The following is a 24,973-nucleotide window of genomic DNA, read 5'->3' on the forward strand; positions in this document are numbered from 1 at the left end:
CGTTCTCGGCCCGCGCTCGGGTCCGCCGCCACGGCTCGTACCGGCGGTTCAGTCCTCGTCGTCCGGGGCGCGCGCGGGGCTCGGGGGCGGCCCGGCGTCGAAGCCGCGGAAGCGTGGCAGGGGTTGGCGTTGCGGGTCGTCGTCGCTCGGCGGCATCGTCTGGATCACCGTGCGCCGTCCGTCGAACGGCCCAGCGGCCAGGTCGCCGGACCGCGCCGCCGTACCGGTGGACGACGCCCGGTCGGCCGGCGTGGAGTGCAGCGGTACCGCCGTCATGTCGAGGTCCACGAGCTGCGGCATCTCCGGGAACTCGGGAGTCGTCGGCGGGTCCGGGAACTGCGCCGTACTGGACTGGAAGAACTCGTCGATCCAGTCGTCTCCCCCGTCGTCCGCGGGCAGCTCGCCGAAAACCGCGCTGAGCCAGTCGCGGCGACCGTCCGGCAGTTCGTCGAGCCGGTCCGCGCCGAGTACGCCGAGGGGGACGCGCCGCGGCACGCCGCCGCCGCCGGGTCGGAACTCCAGCAGCCCGTCCTGCCACCGGTCGATGTCGGCGCGACCCGTCGGGCTGTGCGCGCCCGACGGGAACTCGCCGAGCAGTACCGCACCGGACTCGCGCGCGACGGAGACCTGGTGTTCGGTGGCCAGTACCGGCCGGTCGAGCAGGTCGGCGAGGCGTTGCGCGGGGGCGACCGACCCGCCCCGGCCGTACGAGGTAGCGAGCACGAGGACCCGGTGTGGCTTGGCCACGGCGGCGATGGTGACGGCGAGGCGTTCGTCGGTGAGCGCTTCGGCACCGTTGGTCAGCTCCAACCCCCAGCTGGTCCCGACCACGACGACGTCCCCGGGTGCGGACCACTCCGCGATCCGGTCCAGCAACCCCACGGGCAGCGGTTCGGAGTCCGGGTCGAGGTACGACAGGAACGTCGCCGATCCGATCGCGCCGGTGACGGACGGTTGGATGTCCGCCGGCGGGACGGTTTCGACCTGCGGCTCCCGCCACGTGGTCACGTGGAACAGAGCGGCGAGCTGGTGCCGGTCCTCGTCCCGGTGGAACACCGTGTCCAGCAGCCGCCGTACGCCGAGGGTGTGTTCCGGAGCCTCGGTCTGCCAGGCGGTCCACGCTGCGCCGTCGAGATCGGTGTTCTGCGCCGCCGGGTGGGTGAACGCGCCGCGCAGCTGGTGGTCGCCGATCCCCTGGTAGCTGGGCAGGTCCGGGCTCGGCGCGTGCGCGGCGTACTCGACGAGGGCGAGCAGCAGGTTGACGCGGGCCTGGATGACCGACGCGTCGAGGCTGCCGTCCGGGAACCGGAACTCGATGTGGCCCCGCAGGTCCGGCGAGACGCCGGACAGGTTGACCGCCGGGAACAGGCCCGCCTCGCGGCTCATCGACCAGACCAGCGCGTCCCGCGAGGCGTGGTCGACCACCGGCCCGGTCGGCGTCCGGAAGTACGCGTCACGGACCAGCCCGGACGCGTGCGGGTCGCTGGTGAGCCGCCACAACACGTCCTGGTACCCCTCGACGAGGCGTACCAGGGTGGTCAGCCGGGCGGCGTCGCGAGCGATGCCGCCGACCCCGACGTGGACGTGGCCGCCGCAACGGTGGTCGATGCGCGCCCCGTGCCGGGTCAGCACCGCCAGTACCGTGGCCAGGTCCAGCCAGGCGGACCGGCCCGGCGTCAGCAGCGGCGAGACGACCTCGCCGTGCACCGACCCGTCCTCGACCACCTGCCAACCGTCGCGCCGGTCGGTGTACTCGCCGGTGCCGTGCGGCGCGCTCAGGCCGAGCCGGGCCAGGTCGGCCGCGATGTCGTCGCGCCTCTGCCGGATTTCGTCCACGCCGAGGCCGGGCGCAAGCATGAACTCCAGTTCGAGACCGAACGGCAGCCCGCTGGCCAGGAAGTCCAGCAGCGGCACCGGACTGCGGCCCGCCGCGACCTGGCGCGCGGCCCGGTCCCCCAGCGCGGCGAACGCCGCCGGGTTCGCCACCAGCGACGTGCTCGCCGGCGTCGACGGGTGCGCCGCGCGGTGGCGCGCACCCGAGGTCAGCGCGCGGTGGGCGACCGCGCCGCCGGCCACCGTGCTCGCCACCGACCGCAGCCGCGTCCCGTCGATCCGGTACCGCTGCGCGGCGTGCGGGGCGATCGCGGTCCACCAGCTCGGATGTACCCGGGGCGCGCCGCCCAGGTGGCGCAGCGCGAAGCCGTCGTCGGTCGCGTCGATCGCCGTGCCCAGCGGCGGCACGTGCACGGCGGCGCCCAGGTACGCGGCGAGCCGCTCCGCCCAGCGCCGTACCCAGGGCTGCCAGCTGTTGGCGCTCCCCCGCGAGACGCCGCTGGTGCTCAGGGACAGCGCGACGTCCGTTCCGGGACGCCACCCGGCCCCGGTCAGCATCGCCGCCGCGTCCTCGACGCCCACCACGTACTCGGTGAGCTCCGCCGGGCCGGGCGTGCACGCAGGCCGGTCCTGCCGCCAGGTCAGCTCCAGCGTGTACAGGTCGGGGCGGCCGGCATCGACGGCGGCGCGCGCCATGGTGCGGTCGGTGTCGCGTGGTCGGTACGTGCCTGAGCGTCGGACCTCGCGTGGCAGCCAGTGCCGCCCATCCGGCACCGGCGGCAGGAGGCGGTGCTCACCGTCCGACTCGGCCACCATCGAGTACAGCGCGCCGGGCAGCACGATCCCGCCGGTACGGACGACCGCGGTGGGCACGCCCGTCGTCGCGTCCAGGTACAGCTCGCCGACCGGGACGATGACCTCGACGCCGAGCCGGCCGTTGAGCATGGTGGCGTAGTAGCGGCTGGCGGGCGCGGCGAGCAGCAGCGGCGGCCGTCCGGCCGGGAACTCCCGGTGGAGCAGGCCGGCCAGCTCGGTCGGCGGGATCTCGCGCGGTCCGAGCAGCGGCGTCCCGTCGTACCCGTACGCGAGGAACACGGCGAGTTCGTCCGGGAGTCCCGGCAGGTTCGCGCCCGCGAGCCGGCGGGACGTCGCCTCCTCCGCGGCGTCCACGGCCGCGTCACCGGTGGCCAGCCAGAGCACGGTACGCCCGCCGACGACGGTCCGGCGCACGGCGGCGCGCAACTCGTCGGGCGTGGCGTCCCGCCGTCGCCCGTCGACGTCGACCTCGGCCGGTTCGCCGAACGTCTCGGCCGGCGCCCGCAACACCACCGCATCGAGGCTGCGGGTGGCGTCGGCGATGATCGTGTACAGCAACGCGTCACCGAGCCGGTGGCGCAGGTCGGCGCCGCGTCCGTCGGCCAGGAGCGCGGCCCGGTCCGGGTGCGTGGCCACCCGCGCCGCGATCACCCGCACCGCCGCGGTACTCGCACCGAGCGCGTCGAGGCTGTCGAGCACCTGCCGGTACAGCCGGGCCGGCCCGGGCGGCTCGGTCGGCGAGGCCGGTCGGAGCTGCCGGGCGATGGAGGCGGGTTCGGTGCCGTACGGGCGGAAGGCGACGATTTCGCCGGCCCGCACGTCGATCCGGCTGCGCACGCCGCCGTACCCGCCGACGTAACGGGTGACGCCGGGACGTACCTGGTGGTGGTGGCCGCGCCGGTGGGCGTCCAGCAACGCCTGCTCCACGTGGTACCGGACCTCGTCGTCCGTCCACTGTGGAGGGTACGGAGTGGCCGCGTGGAGGCGGCCCTCGACGCGGTGCCCGTCGACGGTCGCGGACCACGGCCCACCGTGGTGGTCGGGCAGCGCGGCGAGCAGGGAGGCGCGTACCGCGTCGAGTGCGGCGCCGTCGTCGGCGTCCGGGCTGACGGTGGCGCTGGCGTACGCGGAGCCGAGAAGGTGGCCGTGCCAGGTGACCGTCGCCTCGCCGTCGTGGTGGGCGACGGTGGCCCGCCCGCCCCGCCGCGCCACGTCGAACGCGGCGAGCGCGGAGTACGCGTCGGCGCCGACCGCGTCGCCGGCCTCGCCGTCGTCGAGGCTCCGGTCCGCCGCGGGACCGGTGCCCGGGACGTGACCACGCAGGTCCCGGGCCAGAACGCCGTCGGCGAACACGATCCGGGCCCGGCCGCCCAGCACCTGGAAGAGCCGCCGCAGGTGCCGCGGCATCAGCCGCCACGGCCCGGACTCCCCGTCCTGCACCGCATCCGCGCCCATCACCGTCGCGTCCCGGTACACCGGGCGGTGGCCCGCCACCTGCGCGTCCCGGTACTCGTCGAGCAGGCCGATCATGTGGCCGAACTCGTGCGCGTACCCGCGGGGCGGGTGGCCGACCGGCCAGTTCACCATGTCCATCCGGGCGCCGCCGGCGTGCAGCGTGACGACGTGGTGGGCCAGCAGCACCTCCGCGACGAACCGCACCCGTACCGACAGCGGGGAGCCGTTGGGCAGGCGGTGCCCGTCGAACGTGCGGTGGATGGCGGCGGTGGCGGCAGCGGCGGTGGTCCGGCGGCGCGCCGCGACGACCCGCGCCACCTCGGCCGCCGGCGCGAGCGGGAACTCGTCCGCGACGGCCGCCGACAGTACCGTCGTGTCGAGGTGGATCGCCACGTCCAGCCGGATCGGGGACGGCGCCGGGCCGGCCAGCTCCTGCAGCGTGAACGCCGAGGTCGTCGCGTACGGCGTGCGCCCGTCCGCGCCCGGCTCGGACCAGTCGAAGCGCACCTCCCACGACCGCACCACGTCCTCGTCGTCGGGTACGAGCGTGTCGTCGAACCACGTGGCGGCCGCGTCGGCCGCGCTGCCGCCGAGGGAGGGAGGCGCCGGCGGTTGCGCGGGCTGCTCCGGTACGGCGTCCGGCGCGGCGGCCTCGTCGTCGGGCTCGGCGAGGAACACGGCGTCGTCGCGCGCCACCGGGTCGAGGAACGGCTCGGTCTCCCACTCGTGCGGGTCGGCCGGCAGCTCGGCGAGGCGACGGGCGCCGAGCGTACCGAGGGGCACGGGTGCGGCGTGGCCGACGCCGCGGGGCACGAACCGGAACATGCCGGCCTGCCAGGCGTCCGGGTTGTCGCGGGTGTCGGGCCAGTCGCGGTCGGGCGGGATCGGGCCGAGCAGCAGCGCGCCGGTGGACGCCAGCGCGACCGGGAACGGGGTGGCGACGACGGGCAGCCCGGTCAGGTCGGCGAGCTGCTGTGCCGGCGCGACCGCCCCGCCCTGTCCGAACCCGGACGCCAGGACGACGACGTGGTCGATCCCGCCCAGCTCGCCGGCGTCGTGTCGCGCGGTAACGACGCGTGCCAGGACCTCGGCGGTGAGGCCGCGGTCGCCGTACAGCAGGTTCGGGCCGGAGGTCTGCGCGCCGACCACCAGCGGCCGCAGCCCGAACGGCGTGCCCCGGAACCGTTGGCGCAGCGCGGGAAGCGCCCTGGGCAGCACGCCGAACCACCACTCGACGGCGAACTCGTCGTCGTACACGCGCCACGGGACGACGCCGTGCCACCGGTGCGGCGCGACGGTGTCGGCGGGCAGCGGGCCCGGCACGTACGTGGTGAGGTGGTAGAGCGCGGCGGCCTGCCGCAGGTCCTCCTCGCGGTGCAGGATCGTGTCGAGCAGCTGGCGTACGCCGGCGGTCTGCTCGGACGGCTCCGGCTCGTGGACCGTCCACATGCGACCCGCCGGGCCGGGGTGGATGCTGGCGGGGCGCTGGCCCAGCCCGCGCCGTACGTGGTCGCCGACGCCCTGGTGGGTCGGCATCGGCCCGTCGTTGCCGAGGGCGTACTCGACGGCGGCGGCGAGCAGGTTGACCCGCGCCTGGAGGACGTGCGCGTCGAGGCTGCCGTCCGGGAACCGCAGCTCCAGGTGACCGCGGACGTCGACGGTGACGCCGGACAGGTTGACCGACGGGTAGCGCCGCGTGGCCCGGCTCAGGTCGCGAACCAGCTGGTCGGCGTCGATCGGCGGGGGCACGGGCGGCAGCGGCGTGCGGAAGTGGGTGTCGCGGCGGGCGGCGGGCGGGGCGTGCGGGTCGGAGGTCATCCGCCACAGCACGTCCTGGTACGCGCCGAGCCAGCGCACGACCCGGGTCAGCCGGGCGCCGTCCGCGGCGAGCCCCGGTACGGCGACGTGGATGTGGCCGCCGGCGCGCGGGTCGATGTCGCCGCCGAACCGTCGGACGATCGCGAGGACGCGCGTCAGGTTCGCCCAGGCGACGGCGGATCCGGTCAGCAGCGGCGACACGATCTCGCCGTGCACCGACTGGTCGGGTACGAGCCGCCAGTGGTCCGGGTTCGCCGAGTACGGCGCGTCGTCCGGCGCCGGGTCCGGCCCGAGCAGCCCCTCCTCGCCCATGGCGGCGCGGATCCCGGCGAGCAGCCGCTCCCGCAGCTCGGCGAAGTCGTCGCCGTCGTACGCGGGGAAGACGAACTCGATCTCCAGCCCGATCGGCAGCGTGGTGGCGAGCGACGGGAGGAGCGGCACGGGGTGCCGACCCGCCAGCAGGGCGGTGCGCGCGTCGGCGCCGTGCGCGGCGAACAGCTCCGGTCGCGCGACGTAGGAGAACGGTCGGGCGGTGCGCGGCTGACGCTCCCGTACCGCCCGGGACAGCGCCGTGCCGGCGACCTGCGCCTCCTGCTGCACCGTCCGCCGGAGCCGCAGCCGCAGCCCGTCCGCGACGAAGCGCGGGTCGGCGCCGGGCGGGGCGACGGTCGTCCAGTACCGCGCGCCGTACTCGTCGCCGGCGAAGTACGAGCCGACCTCGTGCCCGGTGGGCGACACGTCGACCAGCGCGCCGGCCGGCGGTACGTGCACCACCGAGCCGGTCACCGTGGCCAGCCGCCGGGCGTACGCCTCGATGTCGGACCGGTCGACGGGGTCGTGGACGACGAGGACCAGCTCGACGCCGGGCGAGAACTCGGGCGCACCGCGCACGTCGACCGGATCCAGCTCGACGTCGACCGTCCCGTCGCCGACGTCCACCCCGTGGTACGGCCGGTCCAGCCGCCAGCGTGCCTCGACCGACGCGAGCGTCCCGTCGCCGAACAGGTCGGTCACCTCGGCCGGCGCTACGGTCGCCGACCCGGTCGGCGCGTGCCTGCCGACCCGCCGTACCTGCCGCGGGAACCACCGGCGGCCCCCGGGCGCGGGCGGCAGCAGGCGGTAGCCGTGGACGAGCCCGGTCCCCGCGTACCCGGCGACGAACTGGAGGCCGGGCAGCACCGCGGCCGGGCCGTCGTCGGTCGCCGGGACGACGCGGACCGCGGTGACCGCGCCGGGGTCGGGCGCGACGTACACGTCGTCGACGTAGGTCACGACCGTGCGGCGGGTCAGCTCGGCGAGGCGGCTGGCGAACATCCGGCTGGTACGGGCGAGCAGCCGGATCTCGCCGCGCGGGCCGGGCAGGTCGAGGTCGAGCACCGCGGCCAGCGCGTCGGGGGTCACCGTCCCGCCGTCCACCACCGGTACACCGTCCTCGGCCCGCAGCAGAACGATCGTGTCGCCGGCGCTGCGCCCGGCGTGGTTGGTCCGCAGCAGGCTCTCCACCAGCGCGAACTCGGCCGTCTCGGCGCCACGGTCCAGGAACGACACCGCCACCACCCCGGTGCCGCTGAACGTGTACCGGGTGCGGTCCCGCAGCCCGCCGCGCGTCCAGTACCGGGGGGCTTTGTCGGCGGGCAGGTCCGTCGGTGGGCCGAACGACGCGGCCGGTTCCGCCAGCGGCGGCGGGATGGTCACGTCTCCGTACCGGGTGCCGTCGGTGTCGAGATGGCGGGTGGCGTCGACGATCACGGCGTACAGCTCGTCGTCGCCGATGCGGCGGCGCAGCGCGACGTCGCGGCCCTGGGTGAGCAGCAGGTGCCGCGCCGGGTGCCGTTCGATCGTGGCCGCCACCATCCGGATCGTCCACGGCGCCACGCCGGCCTGGTCGAGGTGGGCGCGGATCCGGGCGTACAGGGCGGCGGCGGCCTGGGCGGCGGTCGGCAGCATCCGCGGCCGTCGCACCGCTGCCGGCTCGTCGGCGAACCGCACCCGCCGCGCGCGCCCCGTCCCGCTCGTGCCCGCATCGTTCGCGGTGACAGGTGCCCGCGGGACCGTCCGGCCGCTCGTGCCCGCACCGAGCGCCGTGCCCGTCGGCGCTGGCCGCTGCGGCGCGTCGGCGGGCAGGGGCCGCGCGCCGCCCTGGTCGCGGGACGGGGCGAAGGCGCGGATGCGGCCGTTCTCCGCGACGCCCTCGGTCCAGACGGCCCCGTACTCACCGCGCCACCGCACCGCGCCGGACGCCGCAGCGTCCACCGTGCCCCGGCGCACCGCGTCCAGGTACGCCTGCGTCACGTGGTAGCGCACCTCGTCGAGCGTCCACGAGTCCGGGTAGTACCGGGTGGCGCGGTCGACCCGCGCGGTGGCGTCGTCGCGGCTGCGGGTCGGGCGCTCGACGAGGGCGGTCACTCCGTTGGCGTACCGCAGGGTGCGGGGATGCGCGGGCCGACGGTGTCCGAGGGGAGCTGCCCGCAGCGCGTCGATCCCGGGCCGAACGGGCATCGGCAGCCGCCCCCGGTTGATCCGCCGGTACCACCGGTAGAGGTGCCGCGGGTGCAGCCGGCCCGCCGGATCGACGGCGTGGAACCCGCCGGCCGCGTCGTACGCGGGACTGCCGGTGGCGTCGAGGCCGCCGCCGGCCATCAGCGTCGAGTCACGGTAGGCCGGGCGGTTCCGGCCGGCACCGCGGTACTCGTCGTCCAGGCCGAGCAGGTGCCCGATCTCGTGAGCGATCTCGTTCGGTCCACTGTGGACGGACAGCTCCGTGGTCGTGGCGGGTCCGGACGGGCGCACGGTGAACGTGTGCAGGGCGTCGGCGGGGCCGGTGAACCGTACCGACACCGACAGCGGCGAGCCGTCCGGCAGCCGGTGCCCGGTGTTGAAGTACCGGTCGACCGCATCACGCACCCGCCGTACGAACCGATCGCGCTCGGCGGCCGGCACCGACGACAGGTCGAGGTGGACCCGGGTCTCCAGCGTGACGTGCGGCGGGCCACCGTACGGGTCCTCGGTCCACACCGCGTCGTACGCGACGGTCCACTCGCTCGCGCCGCCGTCCGCGTCCGGCCGGTGCACCGTGTCGCGGATGGTCTCGCGGCGCAGTTCCGGCGCGGGACGGCGACCCAGGTCGGCGCGTACCGCCTGCTCGAAGGTCAGGCCGCTGCGCCCGGCGGTCCGGTACAGCGCGGTCAGTTCTCCGCTGGTGACGCCGTGGGCGGTGATGCGGGCGCGCAGCGCGTCGTCCAGGCGGTCGACCTCGCGCCGGGCCGCGGCGGCGACCTCGGCCGGCGTCGCGTGGCGGGGATCGTGGTGGTACATCGAGCCCCGCGGCGAGATCCAGGTCAGTTCGGTGGTGTCGTCCGGCCCGACGCGGCGCAGCAGCACCGCCGCGCCCAGCTGGTACGCCACGTCGCGCGCGAGGTACGTCGGGTCGAGCGCGGTCAGCGACGCCTCGGGCGGCAGCGCGGCGGGGGCGGGCAGCTCGGCGTTCACCGCGACGGTCAGCGCGGTCACCCGGTCGTCGAGGCGTCGCAGGTCGGCAGCGCGGCGGGTGCCCGGCAGCGCCCAGACCCGGTCCTCCAGCGGTGCCCCGTTCCGGTGTGCCAGCCCACCGACCGCGAACGCGGACGCCGCTTCGTCCACAGTGGACGGTACGGGATCGGGCTCGCCGGCCAGGTTGGCCAGGTCGCGTGCCACCAGGTCCGTCAGCGCCCCGGCCCGCTCGGCCTGGCCGCGCGACGCCAGGTCCGCGGCCGTGTCCCGGACCCACTCCACGACCGCGCGGTAGCGGGCGAGCGCCACCGCGGCGTCGAGGTGGACGAGCACGAGCGGGGTGCCGTGCCCGTACCGGTCGCCGAGCCAGCGGCCGGCGCGGGCGACCAGGCCGCGGGTGTCGACCCCGATGCCGGCCGCCGCGCGCAGCAGGTCGCCGGTGCGTACCGTCGGCGCGCCCGCGAACGATGGCCACGCCCGGTCGTACGTGCCGGTCTCGGTGCGGGCGGCGTGCTGGGCGACGAGCGCCTCGTACTCGTCGACGAACATCTCGACGGACGCCTCGCCGCTGAACTCCTCCCCCCGGTACGTCGTTCCCGGGCGCCGGGCGCCGGCGAGGTGGTCGGCCTCGTGGCTGTGCTCGGTGCGGGTGAAGCGTTCCACGTCGTACCGGAAGGTGCCGCGGACGCGGACGACGACGACCGGGCCCTGCTGCTTGACGTGCTGCTCGTCGCGGACGTTCTCGGTGGCGGAGTGGGACGCGCCCTGCGGCCGGGTGTGCGTCCGGTCGTGCGCGAGGGACAGCGGCGGCGCCGTGGCGGCGTCGTATCCGAAGGTGGCCTGTCCGGTGCCGCTCCACGGGTTGCGGCCGCTGGACGAGGTGGTGCCGCTCTGGTACTTGGCGTACCGGCCGGTGCCGGTGCCGTCGTCGATCCGGTCGGTGACCTGGATGTCGACGATCTCGCCGGTCATCCAGACCCGGGCGCGTTCGGTCACGTCGCCGGGCATCACCAGGTTGTCGTCCAGCAGGTAGCGCTGGCCCAGCACGTACGGCAGGTGGTTGGTCAGCATCGACTGCGAGGTGAGCGCCGGCAGCGTCGGGTGCGCGTCGACCTTCGGCGCCCGCTGCCACGGGTCGCCCCGGAAAGCTCTGCGCAGCACGGACTTCAGCCGGGGCAACGCGTCCGCCGCCACGACCCCGTGGATGTACGCGTCGCGCGGCAGCCGCGCCAGCGGTTGCAGGTGCGACAGCGCGGCGGGGCCGGCGACGACGCTGTCGACGAGGTTGCGCGGCACCTGGAGTTCGAGCGTGCCGGGCACCCGGACCGGCTCGGGCGCGGGCCGGGCGCGCAGCGTCGGCACCGGCATCCCCCGGTACCGGTCGAGCCCCACGACGTACGGCACCGCCGGCAGCCGCAGCCCGCCGAACCGCCGCACCCGTACCGTGAACTCGTGCGGCACGCGCACGTCGTAGCGGCCGGTCCAGTCGTACGCGGTCTGCTCGGCGGTGTTCTGCTCGCCGATCGTCGCGCCGCGGTTGCCGCTGGTGCCCACCTTCCAGCTGGCCCCCTCGGAGGTGCCGTGCCCGCCGCCGCTCAGCCCCCCCAGCACCGCCAGGCCCTTGGCTTGCGCGGCGCCGCGCCCGGTCCCCCGGTACGCGTGGGCGTAGTTCTCCGTGCCGCTGTTCGGGGTGAAGCCGGTGACGGTCGGCGGGCCGGTCCGGCGCACCGTCAGGTGTACCTCGACGAGTTCGCGCAGGAACCAGCCGCGCGGCCGGACCAGCTGGAGGCGCAGCCCCTGCGGCCCGTACAGTTCCTCGACGAGCGCCTGCTCCCGGCCGCCGGCGAGCAGGCCCTGCACCGCGTCGACGCCGGTCTGGAGCCTGCCGACCATCCGCTGATCCGTTGCCGCGAAAGGCAACCGGCTCCGCACGCCACCCCACGTCCACAGCGGCGACCCGTCCCGCCACACCTCCGTGCCCTTGGCGAGCAGCTTCGGGTCGACCGCGTCGATCGCCTCCTTCACGATGTCGTACGCGGTCCGGCCGTCGTCGTAGCTCAGGTGGCGGACGCCGACGTGGCCGAGCAGTTCCGGCTCCCCCACCCCGCGCACCAGGTACGCGGGCATCGCGGGCTGCCGCGGTTCGACCACGGGTGCCCGCCGCGCGGTCGAACCGCCACCGCGGGCCGGCCGCCAGGCGGCGATCCGCGCCCGGAGGTCGGGCGACCAGATGGCCTTCGCCGGATCGGGTCGGGTGTCCCGACCGGTGTTGCCGTCGGCTTCCACGTACCCGGCGTGGTCGGTGCGCAGTCGGTGGGCCACCGCCTCGCGCAGCGCCGCCAGACCCGGCGACACGTCCGGCGCGACGTCCGTCCAGCGCAGCAGCGCACCGGCCACCACGTCCGCTCCGAGCGCGGTACCGGCGAGCCAGTCGCGCAGCGTGCGGGCGAGCTGCGTCGCGGGGACCGGCAGGTCGCCCGCCGCGTACCGGGTCAGCGCCTCCGGCTCGGACAGCACGTACAGCACGGTCCGGTCCGCGACGCTCGTCTCCTCCGCCGAGTAGTCGGCGAGGCGCAGCTTGCCGTGCTTCTCCGTCGCGTACCGCACGGCGAAGTCCGCCGTCGTCCGGTACAGGTAGGCGCGGCTGAAGTCGAGCTGGATGTGTTCGGTACCACCGGTCAGCGCGAGAGAGGTGGTCGCGGAGCGGTCGCCGGACAGGGCCAGGTCGAGCGTTCCGCCGAGCGACGCGTCGAGACCGTTCAGCTCGCCCCTGGTGGTGCCGGGCGCCAGCTTCGCCTCCAGCGACAGGCCGTGCTGCTCGGTGGCGGCACTGTTCGCCTGCACCAGGTAGAGCTTGATCAGGCCGACGACGTACTTGTCGTCGGTGGCGTCGAGGAAGTCCGACCGGCGCAGCGTCGCGGAGATGTCGGCCGCGGCGGTGGTCGTGGTGACGAGCCCCGCCTCGAACGGTGCGTCCGTCGTGTACTGCCCGCGCACGATCTCCTTGAAGTGCGCGTGTGTCTCCACCGTGCCGCCGAACGCGGCGAGCGTCCCCGCCTCCCGGCCGCGCCGCCCGGTCAGGTTCCCGGCGAGGTCGGCCAGCGCGCCGGTCAGGCCGGACGCGTCCACGTGGTACACGACGGCCTGGTCGAGCACGTGCGCCGGCGTCGTCTCCCGCGTACCGAGGGCGTCGCCGGTCGGCTCCGTACTGCCCCACGGCAGCGTGTGGAGCGTGCCGGCGATGTCCGCCGACCCACCCGGTTCGGCCGCCGGCACCGGCGCGAACATCCGCGGGTTCCGGTACTCGATGCGCGCGGAGTACCTGCTCGTGGTGCGGAAGACGTCCGCGGCGCCGGGATACTCCAGCAGACCCGGCATGTTGGTGATGTGCGTGGTCTGCTGGCGTACCGAGGTGGCGGCGAAGTAGCCCAGGCCGCCGAGGAACGCCTTCAGGTGCTCCCACCCGCCCGACCAGTTCACCCCGTACGAGGTGCGCGAGGTGCCGGCGATCGCCTTGCCCGCGAAGCCCATGCCCATCGGCAGGTTGACCGTGTGGTACTCGTCGGTCGTCCGCTCGTACGCCAGCGATTCCGGGTCCTGCGTCGCGGTGACGACGACGGTGGCGGACAGCTCGCCGCCGAGGCCGTCGGGCCGCTTCACGGTGAACCGCATGCCGTCCTGGTGGATCGCGTTGTAGTGCGACTCCAGGCCCTGCGCGGACAGCATCCGGTCGACCAGGTCGAGGTTGTCCAGCTTCGCTTTCATCCGCGTCGGACGCCGCCCGGCGCGGTCCGGCGCGAACGGGTGCGTGTCGTCCGCGGGCAGGAACCCCTTGCCGCGCAACACGTCCACGACGCCGGAGCGCAGCGCGTCGATGCCGCCCGGGGCCAGCTTGACGAACCCCTGCCCGACCCCGCGACCGGCCCGCACGTGCGCCGGTGCCGGCCGCGTCCCCGCCGGTTTCGTCGTCTCCCGGATCACGTTCGCCTGGTACGCGGCCCCGTCGGTGCGCAGTTCCTCGGGCAGCGCGGCGGCGTCGACCGGCAGCCCCGCCGCGTACGCGTCCGGCTCGGGCAGCGACACCAGCGCCGTCGCGTCCACCGGCTCGACTGCCGCCAGATCCGGCACGCCCCGCAGCGACACGTCCGCCGACAGCGCGAACCCCATCCGGTACGACGCGACGTGCCTGGCGTAGCGGGGGACGACGACCCACAGTCCGTTGCGGCTGCCGCTGCTGCCGTCCGTGGACGACGTCGACGTGGTCACGCCGACACCCAGCGTGCTGCCGAACTCACCCGGCAGCACGACCGACACGTTCGGCGCGCTCAGGTCCAGCCCGTCGGTCAGGTCCGTGTTGCCGCCCATCCCGCTGATCGCGGTGCGCACGTTCTCCAGGTGCGCGACGTCGCTCGTGGCGCCCACCGGGGCGGTGTCCCCGCGCGTCGCGCGTACCGTGACGCGGGCGACCGGCCTGCCGCGCTCGTCGCGGAGGTCGATCGGGAAGCCGCCCTCGTTCACCGCGACGGCCAGATGGGTGTCCAGGTTCCAGAGCTCGTCGCGGAGGGTCCGCCGCGCCACCCCGACGACCGGCAGCGGGTGGCCCTGCGCAGCCATCGTGGCCAGGACCGCGTCGTACAGCTCCGGCAGGCCCGAGAGCTGCGTCGCGTGGAAGTGGTCCGGAAGTTCCGCGAGACGGGCAGGCGCCACGGTCGCCGACACCCGGTGTTCGGTGTCGCGCAGCACCTGGTCCGGTATCCACACGGCCAGCCGCGCCGCCGGCGTCCGCTGCCGTACCGGGCGGTCCGCCCACGGCGTGTCGTCGGTACGCGCGGCGACCCGCCACGTCGCCCGCAGCGAGACGAGCGTCGACGGGCCGCGGGTGTTGAACACCTTGCCCTTCTCCGCGTCGGCCAGGTGGCTGCTGCCGCGGTTGGTCCGGTTACGGGTCAGGGTCGCGCTGGCCCCGATCCGCAGCGGACCGAACCCGCCGTCGACCGCCTGCGTCAGCGTGAGTCCACCGGAGATCCGGGTCGAGCCGGTCTGTCCACTGTGTCCCTGGCTGTGCCCGCCCGTCTGGAACTGCGAGTTCGTGGTGTCGCCGACCGTCAGCGTCCCCGTACCGGCATCGACGCTCGCCGCCCGCGGATCGCTCGCGGCCAGCGTCACCTTCACCTCCATCCCGCCCAGCGACACCACGTACCCGGCGGTCAGGTAGCGGTAGTTGTTCAGCAGCACCGCCGGCAGCTCGGTCCACTCCCGCGCCGGCACGGTCACCCCGAGCCGGCTCGCCTCTTCCCGCAGCAGCCGCACCAGCTCCGGTACGCCGGGCAGCTCGTTGCGCGGGATCCCCGCCGCCAGCACCGTCACCGCGCGCTCGACCCGTACCGGGCCGGCCGGGGCGGACGCCGAATCCGTGGGCAGCGCGGACGCGTGCCCTGACGTGGAAACGGCGGGCGTCTCCGGCGACCCGATCGGCGCGGCGGACGTCGCGGCAGGCGTGGTATCGGTTGGTGTGCTCGGGTTGTCGGCGTCGGTCGGGGTGCCGTCGGGGACGGCGGCCGGGGCGTGCGGGGCGCCGGCGGTGGTGGCGCCGGACCCCGGACGGGGCGAGGCGTCGACCGTTGGCGTCGCGTCGCGTTCCCGGTGGGTCGTCGGGGTCGTGGGGCCCGCCATCGCGTCGACGTCGTGCGCCAGCCGTTCCGCCGCGTCCCGCCGCAGCGCCGCCCACTGCTCGCCGGTCAGCTCCCGGCCCCGCGCCGTACGGTCGATGACGTCCGCCATCCAGCCGCGATCGGTGCCCGGCGGTCGTGCGGCGGCACCCGCGTTCGGCGCGGCGCTGGCGGCCGTGCGACCCGGCGCAGACGGTGTCACGCCGGCGACCGGCACCGCCGCGTCACCGTCGGGGCGCACGGACACCGTGGCCGGATCCGCCGTCGCACCAACCGAATCCGGCGCATCGGCACCTGACGGTCGCATGCCCCCGCCACCTCGTACGCCAGCGCCGGTCACGGTGGCCGCGGGCGCTGCCCGGCCGGGGCCGCCGGCGGGCGACGCAGGATCGACGGCCGCGGGCCGTGGCGGCGCGGGATCGGCGCGGTCGGCGACGGTGGTGGGTGGCGCGTGGTCCAGGTCGTGCAGGAGGGCGCGCTGGTCGTCGTCCAACGGCATGCCGCGGTCCAACCGCTCGCCGATCTCCCGGAGCCGGTCGGCCACCGCGGCCTGCGACCGGTCGCCGAGCCGGTCGGCGATGCCGCGCTCGATGCTCTGCCGCAACGCCCGCTCGTACGCCTCGCGGAAGCCGCGCAACACCGCGCCGTCGGCCAACGGCGTGTCGCCCGGCCGGCTCGGCGGCAGCAGGTCGTCCGGCAGCACCAGGTCGTGCGCCGGGTCGACCGGTCGGGGAGGGCGGGCCGTCGGCGACAGGCCCTGCTCCACCCGACGCACCTCGAACCCGGCAACGGAGTCGGTGACGGTGACCGTCGCCGGCGTACCGTCCAGGTCGACGTCGAAGCGGCGGGTGACCGGCGAGGGCGACGGCCCGTCCGGGAACGTGTGGCCGACCCCCGTCAGCGCCGTCACCCCGTCCCCGGACACCTCCCTGACCGTCGCCCCCTGGTACGTGTCGGGCCGCCCGAACGGAAGGCCGCCGTTCTCGTCCTCCGGCCCGGGGCCCTGCTTCGCCTCGTCGTCGGCCGGACCACGTTCGCTGCGGCCGTACCGACCGCCGGCGCGCCCCGGCCCGGGGGCTGCCGTACCGAAGGAGGGTGCACCGCGCCCGGACGGCCCGGCGCTCGATCCACCACCGCCGGGTCGCGCCGCCGTGCCGCCACCGCCCGGGCCGCCCCTGCCGGACGGTCCGGCCCCGGGGCCCCTCCCGGCGCCGGCCGGTCCCCCGCCACCGGATCCCCTGGTACCGCGGGAGGGTTCGCTCCCACCGGACGGTCCGGTGCTGACGGTGACGTCGGCGTGGGTGGCCGGGAGCTCGTCGGAGGATGCGTGCCGGCCGAGGCTGTTGCGTACGCTCTCCAGCGTCGCGTAGTAACCGGATTCGGTGCGCAGGGCGGAATCCAGGGCGGAACGGTCGAGCAGCCTCCCGACGACGCCGGCGATGGCCGAGCCGCGCCGGCCGCCCGGGAAGCCGTTGCCGCCCCGCTCGTGCGACATGATCGCCTGGGCGTGGGACTCGATCGCCCGGTTCAGCCGCTGGAACGGACGGATCGTGCCGCGCCGCGCCGCGTCGAGCGCCGCGGCGTTGCGCTCGGACGGGTCGGCCACCGCGATCCGGTCCGCCTTCGCCAGCGTGTCGTACGCTCCGCGGGCGTCGGCCAGCGCGGACCCGAACTCGTCGCGGGTGCGTACCAGCCGGGGGCCCGGCGGCGGGGAAGCCTTGCCGGGCGGGCGGTTGAGCGCCGCGAGCGTGTCGAAGGCGCGGTCGAAGGACGCGTTGGTCGTCGCGACCGCCCCCTCGTACGCGTCGCGCGCCTGCTGCACCGCGGCGAGATCGGTACCGTTGACGTGCTCGACGTGCGGGTCGCGGTGCGCGGCGGCGTACGCGGTGGCGACGTCGTGCGCCGTCTCGGTCAGCCGGGACCTGGCCGCCGCCAACCGGTCCGACTGGAACGGGGTCAGATCCGGCACGTGCTTTGGCAGCGGCCGCAGCACCAGCGTCCCGCCCGCGTCGTGCAACAGCCCCGCGTACTCCCGCTGCGCCGCGTCGCGCGCGTCGCGGGCGTGCTGCCGGGCGTCGAGCGCCGCGGTGACCGCGTCGTCGCCGGCCCGGTTCCGGTGCGCCGCGGCCAGCGTGTCCTCCGCTCCCGACAACCTCCGCTCCGCCGCGAGCACCTTGTGGTGCAACAGATCCTGGTACGCCACCTTCGCGTCGAGGAACCGCCGCACCAGCACCGGTACGGCCGGGTGTGTCGGCTCGACGGGGGCGCCTTCCCGCGGGCTGGACGGCGAACCCTGTCGCAGGAACCGGTGCAGCGCGCCGAGCGTCTCGACCCCGTGGTCGTACGCCGCGTCGAACGCCGCCGTGTCGTCGTGGAACCGCCGCTCCCAGCGGGTGACCTCCGCACCGCCCGGATGCGGCGTGCCACCGTCGTTGCCGCCGCCCAGGTGCGCTGTGCCACCCCCGGTCCCGGCGCGCAGCCGGCCGAGCCGCGCGAGCGCCGACACGTACGCGTCGAGGGCGTCGTGCACGTCCCGCCGCGCCCGGCCCAGCGCACCCCGGTCCGGGCCGCCGCCGTCGCGCGCGTACCGGAAGGCCAGGTCGTCCGCCTCGTCGTACTTCTCGTGCAGCCGGTTCTCCGCCGTCGCGACGTCCTCCCGCGCCGTCGCGACCTCGTCCGCGCCGACCTTCGCCGCGCCGGCGCCCGGCTCGTTGGCCGGATGCTCGGTGGCACCGTTCGCGCCGCCGGCGCCTCCCGAGTCGGCGCCCTTCGCAGCGCTCGACGTGGCATCGCCGGTCTGCCGGGTGTCGCCCGCCTTCGCCGTCGTGGCCCCGGTGAGATCCCCGGTGCCGCCCGCCTTCGCCGTGGTGGCCCCGGTGGGATCCCCGGTGCCGCCCGCCTTCGCCGTGGTGGCGCCGGGCGGATCTGCGGTGGGGTCAGCGATCTTCGCCGCGTCGGCCTTTGCGGCGGCGAGGTTGGCCGCGGTCGCCTTCATCGTCTCGAACGCGTGGTCGAGCGCGTCGGACGCGTCGTTCACCTGCTGCCGGAGCTGGTCCTCCTGCTTGTCGAGCGCCAGTTGCCGCACGGCCTGCGGCGCCTGCTTCTGGTGCTGCTTCAACCACCGCAGGGCGACCGGCAGCGTCGCGTCCGCGTCCCGGATCGCCTGCTCGTGGGTGATCCGGCCGTGCCAGGCCCCGAACGCCTCCTGCGCGCCCCGTTCCGTGCTCTCGACAGTCGCCCGCGCCGCAGCCTGCTCCTCCCGCGTACCGGAGCGCATCGCGGTACGGTGTCGCCCGATCGCGTCCAGGTACGTGCGCACTGCCTGCTTCACGCGCCCCGCCGCCCCGCCCGATGACGCCTCGGTGCCGTGTGTCCGGCCGGACCCTGACGGTGCGTCGTTGTGCGCCGCGCCGGGCGCGAGTGCCTCCTCGGTGTGCGCCCCGCCGGGCCGGTGCACCCCGGGCGTACCGTGCGCCGCGGCACCGGCCGCCGTCGTCCCGTCGGACCTGGACATGCCGCCACCGGGCACGGGCGTACCGGCGGATACCGCGTCGGCTTTCGGTGCGGCGGCCGACGCGCCGTCCGCCGGTCCCGTGGACGACGCCGGATCCGCGGCGGAGTGGGGCTTCGTGGCGGCCGCCGCGGACGTCTCCGCGTGTGCCGACGACGACTCCGGCTCCGCGGCCGGATCACCCTTCGCGGACGGCACGGTGGTGGCGGACGGCTCCGGCTTGGCGGCCGGTGTCGGGGTCGGCTGGGACCTGGCGAGCGGTGCCGGGGTGATCGCCTCGGACTTCGCGGCGGGCGCGGGCCGTGCGGCGGGAGCCGGCTCGGTGACCGCCCTGGGGCGGCCCGCTGCGGCCGTTGGGGTCTCCGTACCGGGACGCGACGTGCCGGCGGGGCCGGCGCCGGACGCCTCCGTGTCCACGGCCGCCGACTTGGCCGACACGCCCTGCGCCACCTGGGAATCCGCCGCGTACCCGCGGGACACCGTGGGCGCCGCGGCGCCCACCGGCGCGGTCTCACCGGGCGCTGGCGTACCCGATGGTGTCGTGGCGGGATGGGCGCCGTCGGCCCCGACCGGTGTGGCCGGGGGTGGTGTCGCGGCACCGGTCGACTTCGTGCCGGGCGGAGTGGCCTGGCCGACGGACCCGGTGGGCTCGGTGGGGTCAGGGGTGACGGGTGGTCGGTCGGTGGCCAGGCTGCGTCCGGCGCCGAGCTGGGGCGGCAGCTTCATCGTCGTTCCGCCGAGCGGGGGTGGCATCGGCACGCCGCCCGCGCCGGGCTCGGCGACAGTGGGGACGGGCCGGTTGCCGCGCCCAGGCAGCGTGAACGGGAACGGCGGGGTGTGGTCGGCGGTGGTGGCCAGGCCGAGCCCGTCCTTGCCGACCGGCAGCAGTCCGGCGAACCCGCCGAAGGCGCCGCCGGTCGCCGCCGCCGTACCCAGTTCCTCGCCGCTGAAGTCGGGGGTGAGGCCCTTCGAGTGGAAGACGATCTCCTTGACGGTCACGTCGAGGGCGATGCTCACCGCCGCGCCCTCGACGGCGCCGCCCGCGAACCCGGCGAACGTCTTCGCCCACGCCGCGTCGGTGAACAGCGTGGCGATCTTGGTGAGGAGTTGCTGCACGGCGGTGAGGACGTTCCCGACGACCTTCAGTACGGTCGCGCTGAGCATGTTCATCAGCGGGCCGATCGCCATCAGGACGACCGAGATGATCGACATGATCATGTTCACCCAGAACAGCGCGTCTTCCTGCTGCTGCTGTTCGACGAGCCGGTCGGCGATGTGGTTGATCGTCTCGCCGACGTCCCACAGCATCCGGCACGCGCTGGGCGTCGGCGTCCCCCGCGCCGGGTTCGACAGCATGTCGCCAACCACCGCTGCGGCCTGCACCGCGGCGGTCCGCGCGCCCTGGCCGTCGTCGTGCCAGTGCATCGCGTTGGTGGTGCCGACCAGCACCATCGCGTACTCGTACACGAGGTCGCCGAGTTCGAGCCAGAGCTGGGCGTACTGGTAGATGGCGTTGACGTCGGCGGGTGGGCCGGTGACGTTCTGGTCGGGGCCGGACCCCCACGGCGCCTCGGAGGTGGCGTCCGGCGGGTGGCCGTCACCCATGGCCGCTGTCGTCCAGCGCGACCTGTACGAGCACGGCCGGGTGACCCCGGCGTACGAGCATCCCGCGGCCCGGCGGCAGCGGTGCCGGACGCTGGCCGCCGAGCAGTACGCCCTCGCGCGGGTCGCCGGACATCAGCAGCCCGTCCGCGCCGAGCTCGTGCAGCCGTTGCAGCAGCGGCTCGGCCATCAGGGAGCGGGCCGCGCCGGCGCTGCGCCGGGCGAGGACGACGTGGAAGCCGGTCTCCCGCGCCTGCGGCAGGTACTCCACCAGCGGCGCGAGCGGGGACGAGGCGCCGCCACCGACCATGTCCGCGTCGTCGACCACCAGGTACAGTTCCGGGCCCTCCCACCAGGAACGCTCGCGGAGCTGCCGGGCACCGAGCGTCGTCGGCGGGCGCCGGGACGCGAGCTTGGCCGCGAGCTGCCTGGCGTACTCGGCGGCGGCGGTCGGATCCCCGGCGTACGCGCCGATGTAGTCGTCGGGCGCCGCGTCGACCAGGGACCGCCGGTAGTCGACCACCATGAAGCGCACCTCGTCGTCGGTGCGCCCCTCGATCGTCGCCCGCATCCACGTACGCAGGAACTCGGAGCGGCCGGCGCCGCTGTCGCCGAAGACCAGGAGGTGCGGCGTGCCGGCGGTCAGGTCGATGCGTACCGGGGCGAGGTCGGTCTCGTCCAGGCCGATCGCGCCGGGCGTGGCGAGGTCGGCGGCGGTCAGCTTGTCCGGCAGCATCCGCACCCGCGGCGCGGTCCGGCCACGGGCGTTCGCGGCGATGGCGGCGGCCAGCTCGGCCTGCGCCGCGCCGAGGTCGCCGGCGGGCTCGTCGACGCACGCGACCGCCGCCTGGAAGAACACCCCCGGTGCCGTCGCGCCGCGCCCCGGTACGGCGGTGGTGAGCACGCGCGCCACCGCCCGCCCCACCTCCGACTCGTACGGGTCGTTGAGGCGCAGTTCGAGCCGGCCACCGATGCTGTCGCGCAGGTTGGCCCGGATCTCCACCCACCGGTTCGCCGACAGGACCAGGTGCACGCCGACGCCGAGTCCCCGTGACCCCAGCTCCACCAGGTACGCGTCCGCGTCATCCAGCTCCCCGCGCAGCGCCGGCCAGTTGTCGACGACCACGAGCAGGTCCGCGGTCCGGGTACCGGCGGGCAACGTGCCGGCCTGCCGGCGCCGCCGGAACTCGCCGATCGAGCCGATCCGCTCGGCCCGGAACAGCTCCTCGCGCTCGACGACGAGCCGCATCGCCTCGGCCAGCATCCGGCGTACCCGGGTGGGTTCGAGTCGGGATGCGGCGCCGGTGACGTGCGGCAGGTCGCCGAGCGGCAGCAGCGAGCCGCCGCCGTAGTCGATCAGCGACAGGTGCATCTCGTCGGGGGTGTGGGTGAGCATTCCGGCCACCGCGAGCGTGCGCAGCAGGGTGCTCTTGCCGGACTGCGGCGCGCCGACGACGGCCAGGTTGCCGTGCGGGCCGGACAGGTCGAGCACGAGCGGCTCCTGCCGTTGCGCCTCCGGCAGGTCCACCACCCCCACGGGTACGCCGAGCGCGCCCGCGGCGGGCCACAGGGCCGCGGCCAGGCCACGGTCCGGGTCGGGCGCGATCGGGCCGGTGAGCGCGCCGAGCGGTACCAGGGGCGGCAGCGGCGGCAGCCACACCTGGTGCACTGGTGTGTCCACACCGGACAGTCGGCGTACCGCGACCGCGAGTTCGGTGGGAGCGTCCGGGTCGACGTCGGGCAGCGTGGCCGGCGCGTCGGACAGCTCGATCGCCGGTGGCCGCAGCCGGATCGGCTCGACCGTCACCGCATCGTCGTCCACTGCGGACCGACGAGCGCCCCGGTACGGACCGGACACGTGCGCCACCCGGAACCGCCGGTACTGGCTCTCGTCCACCTTCAGGTACGCCGAGCCCGGCACCGGCGGCAGGTGGTACGCGTCCGGCGTGCCCAGCACCACCCGGCTCTCCGCCGCCGAGAACGTACGCAGGCAGATCCGGTACGACAGGTGCGACTGGAGGCCGCGCAGCCGCGACTCCTCCAGCCGTTGCGTGGCCAGGAGAAGGTGCATGCCGAGCGACCGGCCGACCCGCCCGATCTGGACGAACAGGTCGATGAAGTCCGGCCGTGCCGAGAGCAGCTCACCGAACTCGTCCACGATCGCCACCAGGTACGGCAGCGGTTCCAGCGGCTCGCCGTGCACGTCGGTCCCACCCGCCGCCTGCTTCACCTGGTACTCGCGTACCGAGTCGAGGTTGCCCGCGTCGCGCAGCAGGCGCTGCCGGCGCTGCTGCTCGCCGACCAGCGCGGCGCGGACCCGGTCGACGAGGCCGAGGTCGTCGGCGAGGTTGGTGATGAGGCCACCGACGTGCGGCAGGTCGGTGACCCCGGCGAACGTCGCGCCGCCCTTGAAGTCCACCAGCACGAACGACAGCAGCTCCGGCCCGTGCCGCGCGGCCAGACCGGTGACGAGGGTGCGCAGCAGTTCGCTCTTGCCGGAGCCGGTGGCGCCGACCACCAGCCCGTGCGGTCCCATGCCGCGCTGCGCCGACTCCTTCAGGTCGAGCAGCACCGGCTCGCCCTCGCCGTCCACGCCGACCGGAACCCGCAGCACGTCCGCGTCGCCCGGCAGGACCCGACCCCGCCGCGGGTCGAGCTGCCCGACGTCCGCCACGCCCAGCATCTCCGGCAGAGTCGTGATCCGCGACAGCACCGGCGTACGGTCCTCGGTCAGGCGCAGCGGCGCCATGCTGCGCGCGATCTGGCCGCACAGTACGGGATCCGGCAGGTCCGGCGTCGCCGCCTCGACCTCCGCGCAGCGGCCGGTGACCCGCAGCACGCCGTCCGCCACCGTCGCCCGACCGTCCACACGGGACGGTTCGGTGTCGAGCCCGGCGCACAGGCACACGATCGTGATGCCCAGCTCCGGACCGGACTCCGCCCACAACGACTCCAGTACCTCGGTGCGCGCCCAGTCCGCGTCCGGCCGGTAGCCGTCCAGGACCAGCAGCAGCCGGCGGCTCGGCCCCGCCTGCCGGTCCGACCCGAACGTGCCGCGTCGGACGCGGGCCTCGTCGCGGGCCCGGTCGCGCTCGCGTTCCAGGAAGTCGACGAGACGCGGGACGTCGGCGGCGATCAGCGACGTACCGGCGCCCGGTTCGCGGGTGTGCGGCAGCCACTTCGCCCAGTCCCACTCGTCGGTCGCGTCGCCCGCGTGGACCGCGACCAGCACGTCCTCCGGCGCGTGCAGTACCGCGGCCTGGGTGACCAGCGCGCGGGCCAGGCCGCGCCGTTGCTCCTCGGTACCGACGAGGCTGACGACGCCGCAGGCACCGGCGTCCAGCCACGCGGGCTGGCGACCGACGGTCGCATGCCGGGCGGCGAGGCGTTCGGCCTCGGCCGCCAGATCGGTGTCCGCGTCCGCCATCGGATCGCCGCGCCCGGACAGTTCCACCCGACCCGGCAGCGGGCCGCGCCCGGCGCCCAGCCGCAGCCGCAGGAAGTCGCCGTCGGTCCTCCGCCGCTCCCACACTCGCCGGCGCGCCCGCGCGATCGCCAGGAGCCGCTCCGGGCTGGGGTGCGCCTGCACGGCGGCCCGCCGCGTCACCGCCGCGTTGGCCCGTGCCGTGTTCCGCACCTCGTCCAGCAGATCCAGGTACCGCTCGCGCGCCCGCCGGCCCGCCGCGTCGGAACTGTGCCGCATCTGCCACCGCACGCCGACCGTCGCCAGTACCGACAGCACGACGAAGCCGACGCCCAGCAGCATCAGCAGCGGGCGCTGGTACGAGATGAGGTAGCCGGCCATCGCGACCGTCGACAGCAATGGCAGCAGCAGCGTCAGCCACGTCGTCCCGCCGTTGTACCGGGTGCGCTGCGGCGGCGCGGGGACCGGAAGCCGCTGCGTTGGCGGTTCGGGGGTGGCCAGCCGCGCCGGTCGGTGGAACGCGATGCGGGTCATCGGCTCAGCTTTCGGTGATCGGCGGCAGCGGCGCGGGCGACTGCGGCGCGCCGTCCGTGCCGTACCCGCCGGAGGCGACCGGCGCCGGCGGGTTCGGGTCGGGGAAGTCGAGCGCCCGCCGCAGCTCCTGGGAGAAGGAGACGAACGACTGCTGGACGGTCAGCTCCGTGTCGCCGTAGTTGAGCGCCGCGTACGCGAGGCCGTCGGCGATGCGGACGAGCACGCCGGCGTCGGGGTTGGCCTTGGTACCGAACAGGCCGGTGGCGCAGTCGTTCCAGCGGGTGGTGAAGTCGTCGGCGAGCTTCTGCGAGCCGCCCACCCACGTGCCCTGCAACCCCTCCAGCGCCTGCGCGATCCGCTCCAGCGCGTCGACGAGCTGCGTCACGTACCCGGGGATCGTGGTGACGCCCGCGTGGTACACCTCGGGGATCGTCATCGTCATCGGCCCGCTGGCGCCGCCGTTCGGCACGGTCATCGCCCCTCCGGCTGTCGTGGGTCGGTCACGCGGTCAGGTTGTCCACGTTGTGCCGTTCGGCGTCCGCGTAGTTGCGGTACGTCGTGCGCATCCGCGTGAGGATGTCCTTGAGCAGCGTGTCGAGGCGGTCGGCGTCGGCGGAGTACTCCCTGGCCAGCGCGGCGAACGTGCTCCCCGACGGCGAGAGCCACTCCCCCTCGACCTGCTTGAACGTGCCGGACAGGTCGGCCAGCACGCCGCTGATCGCCCTGCTCTGCGCGTCGACGACGTCGATGGCGTCGCTGAAGTCGGACAGGGACACGCGGTACTCGTCAGCGGTCACGGCGGCAGCACCTCCGGCCCGACGG

Annotated in this window: 4 protein-coding genes; all 4 read right to left on the reverse strand. The window is 75.4% G+C overall.

The window, feature by feature from the left end:
- Positions 1–48: 48 nt before the first annotated feature.
- The 4 genes from Aru02nite_RS31420 to Aru02nite_RS31435 are packed head-to-tail and all read right to left on the reverse strand — an operon-like array spanning position 49 to position 24,948.
- Positions 49–20,196 carry an amidoligase family protein gene (locus Aru02nite_RS31420; RefSeq protein ID WP_203663772.1) on the reverse strand — a complete coding sequence of 6,716 codons (20,148 nt, stop codon included), beginning with the start codon at positions 20,194–20,196 and terminating at the stop codon, positions 49–51.
- On the reverse strand, positions 20,189–24,151 hold the full coding sequence (gene eccCa, locus Aru02nite_RS31425; RefSeq protein WP_203663774.1) for a type VII secretion protein EccCa: 3,963 nt from the start codon (positions 24,149–24,151) through the stop codon (positions 20,189–20,191). Before eccCa ends, Aru02nite_RS31420 begins: the two co-directional genes overlap by 8 nt.
- A 4-nt stretch (positions 24,152–24,155) precedes the next feature.
- On the reverse strand, positions 24,156–24,626 hold the full coding sequence (locus tag Aru02nite_RS31430) for a WXG100 family type VII secretion target (protein WP_203663776.1): 471 nt from the start codon (positions 24,624–24,626) through the stop codon (positions 24,156–24,158).
- A gap of 25 nt (positions 24,627–24,651) precedes the next feature.
- On the reverse strand, positions 24,652–24,948 hold the full coding sequence (locus Aru02nite_RS31435) for a WXG100 family type VII secretion target (protein ID WP_203663778.1): 297 nt from the start codon (positions 24,946–24,948) through the stop codon (positions 24,652–24,654).
- Between the last annotated feature and the right edge of the window lie 25 nt (positions 24,949–24,973).

The organism is Actinocatenispora rupis (assembly GCF_016861975.1).
GTDB classification, from domain to species: domain Bacteria; phylum Actinomycetota; class Actinomycetes; order Mycobacteriales; family Micromonosporaceae; genus Actinocatenispora; species Actinocatenispora rupis.

Excerpts from the sequence above, each read along its gene's own strand:
- Aru02nite_RS31420 (WP_203663772.1), bottom strand. The coding sequence starts at position 20,196 with ATGGGTGACGGCCACCCGCCGGACGCCACCTCCGAGGCGCCGTGGGGG.
- Aru02nite_RS31430 (WP_203663776.1), bottom strand. The coding sequence starts at position 24,626 with ATGACCGTGCCGAACGGCGGCGCCAGCGGGCCGATGACGATGACGATC.
- eccCa (WP_203663774.1), bottom strand. The coding sequence starts at position 24,151 with ATGACCCGCATCGCGTTCCACCGACCGGCGCGGCTGGCCACCCCCGAA.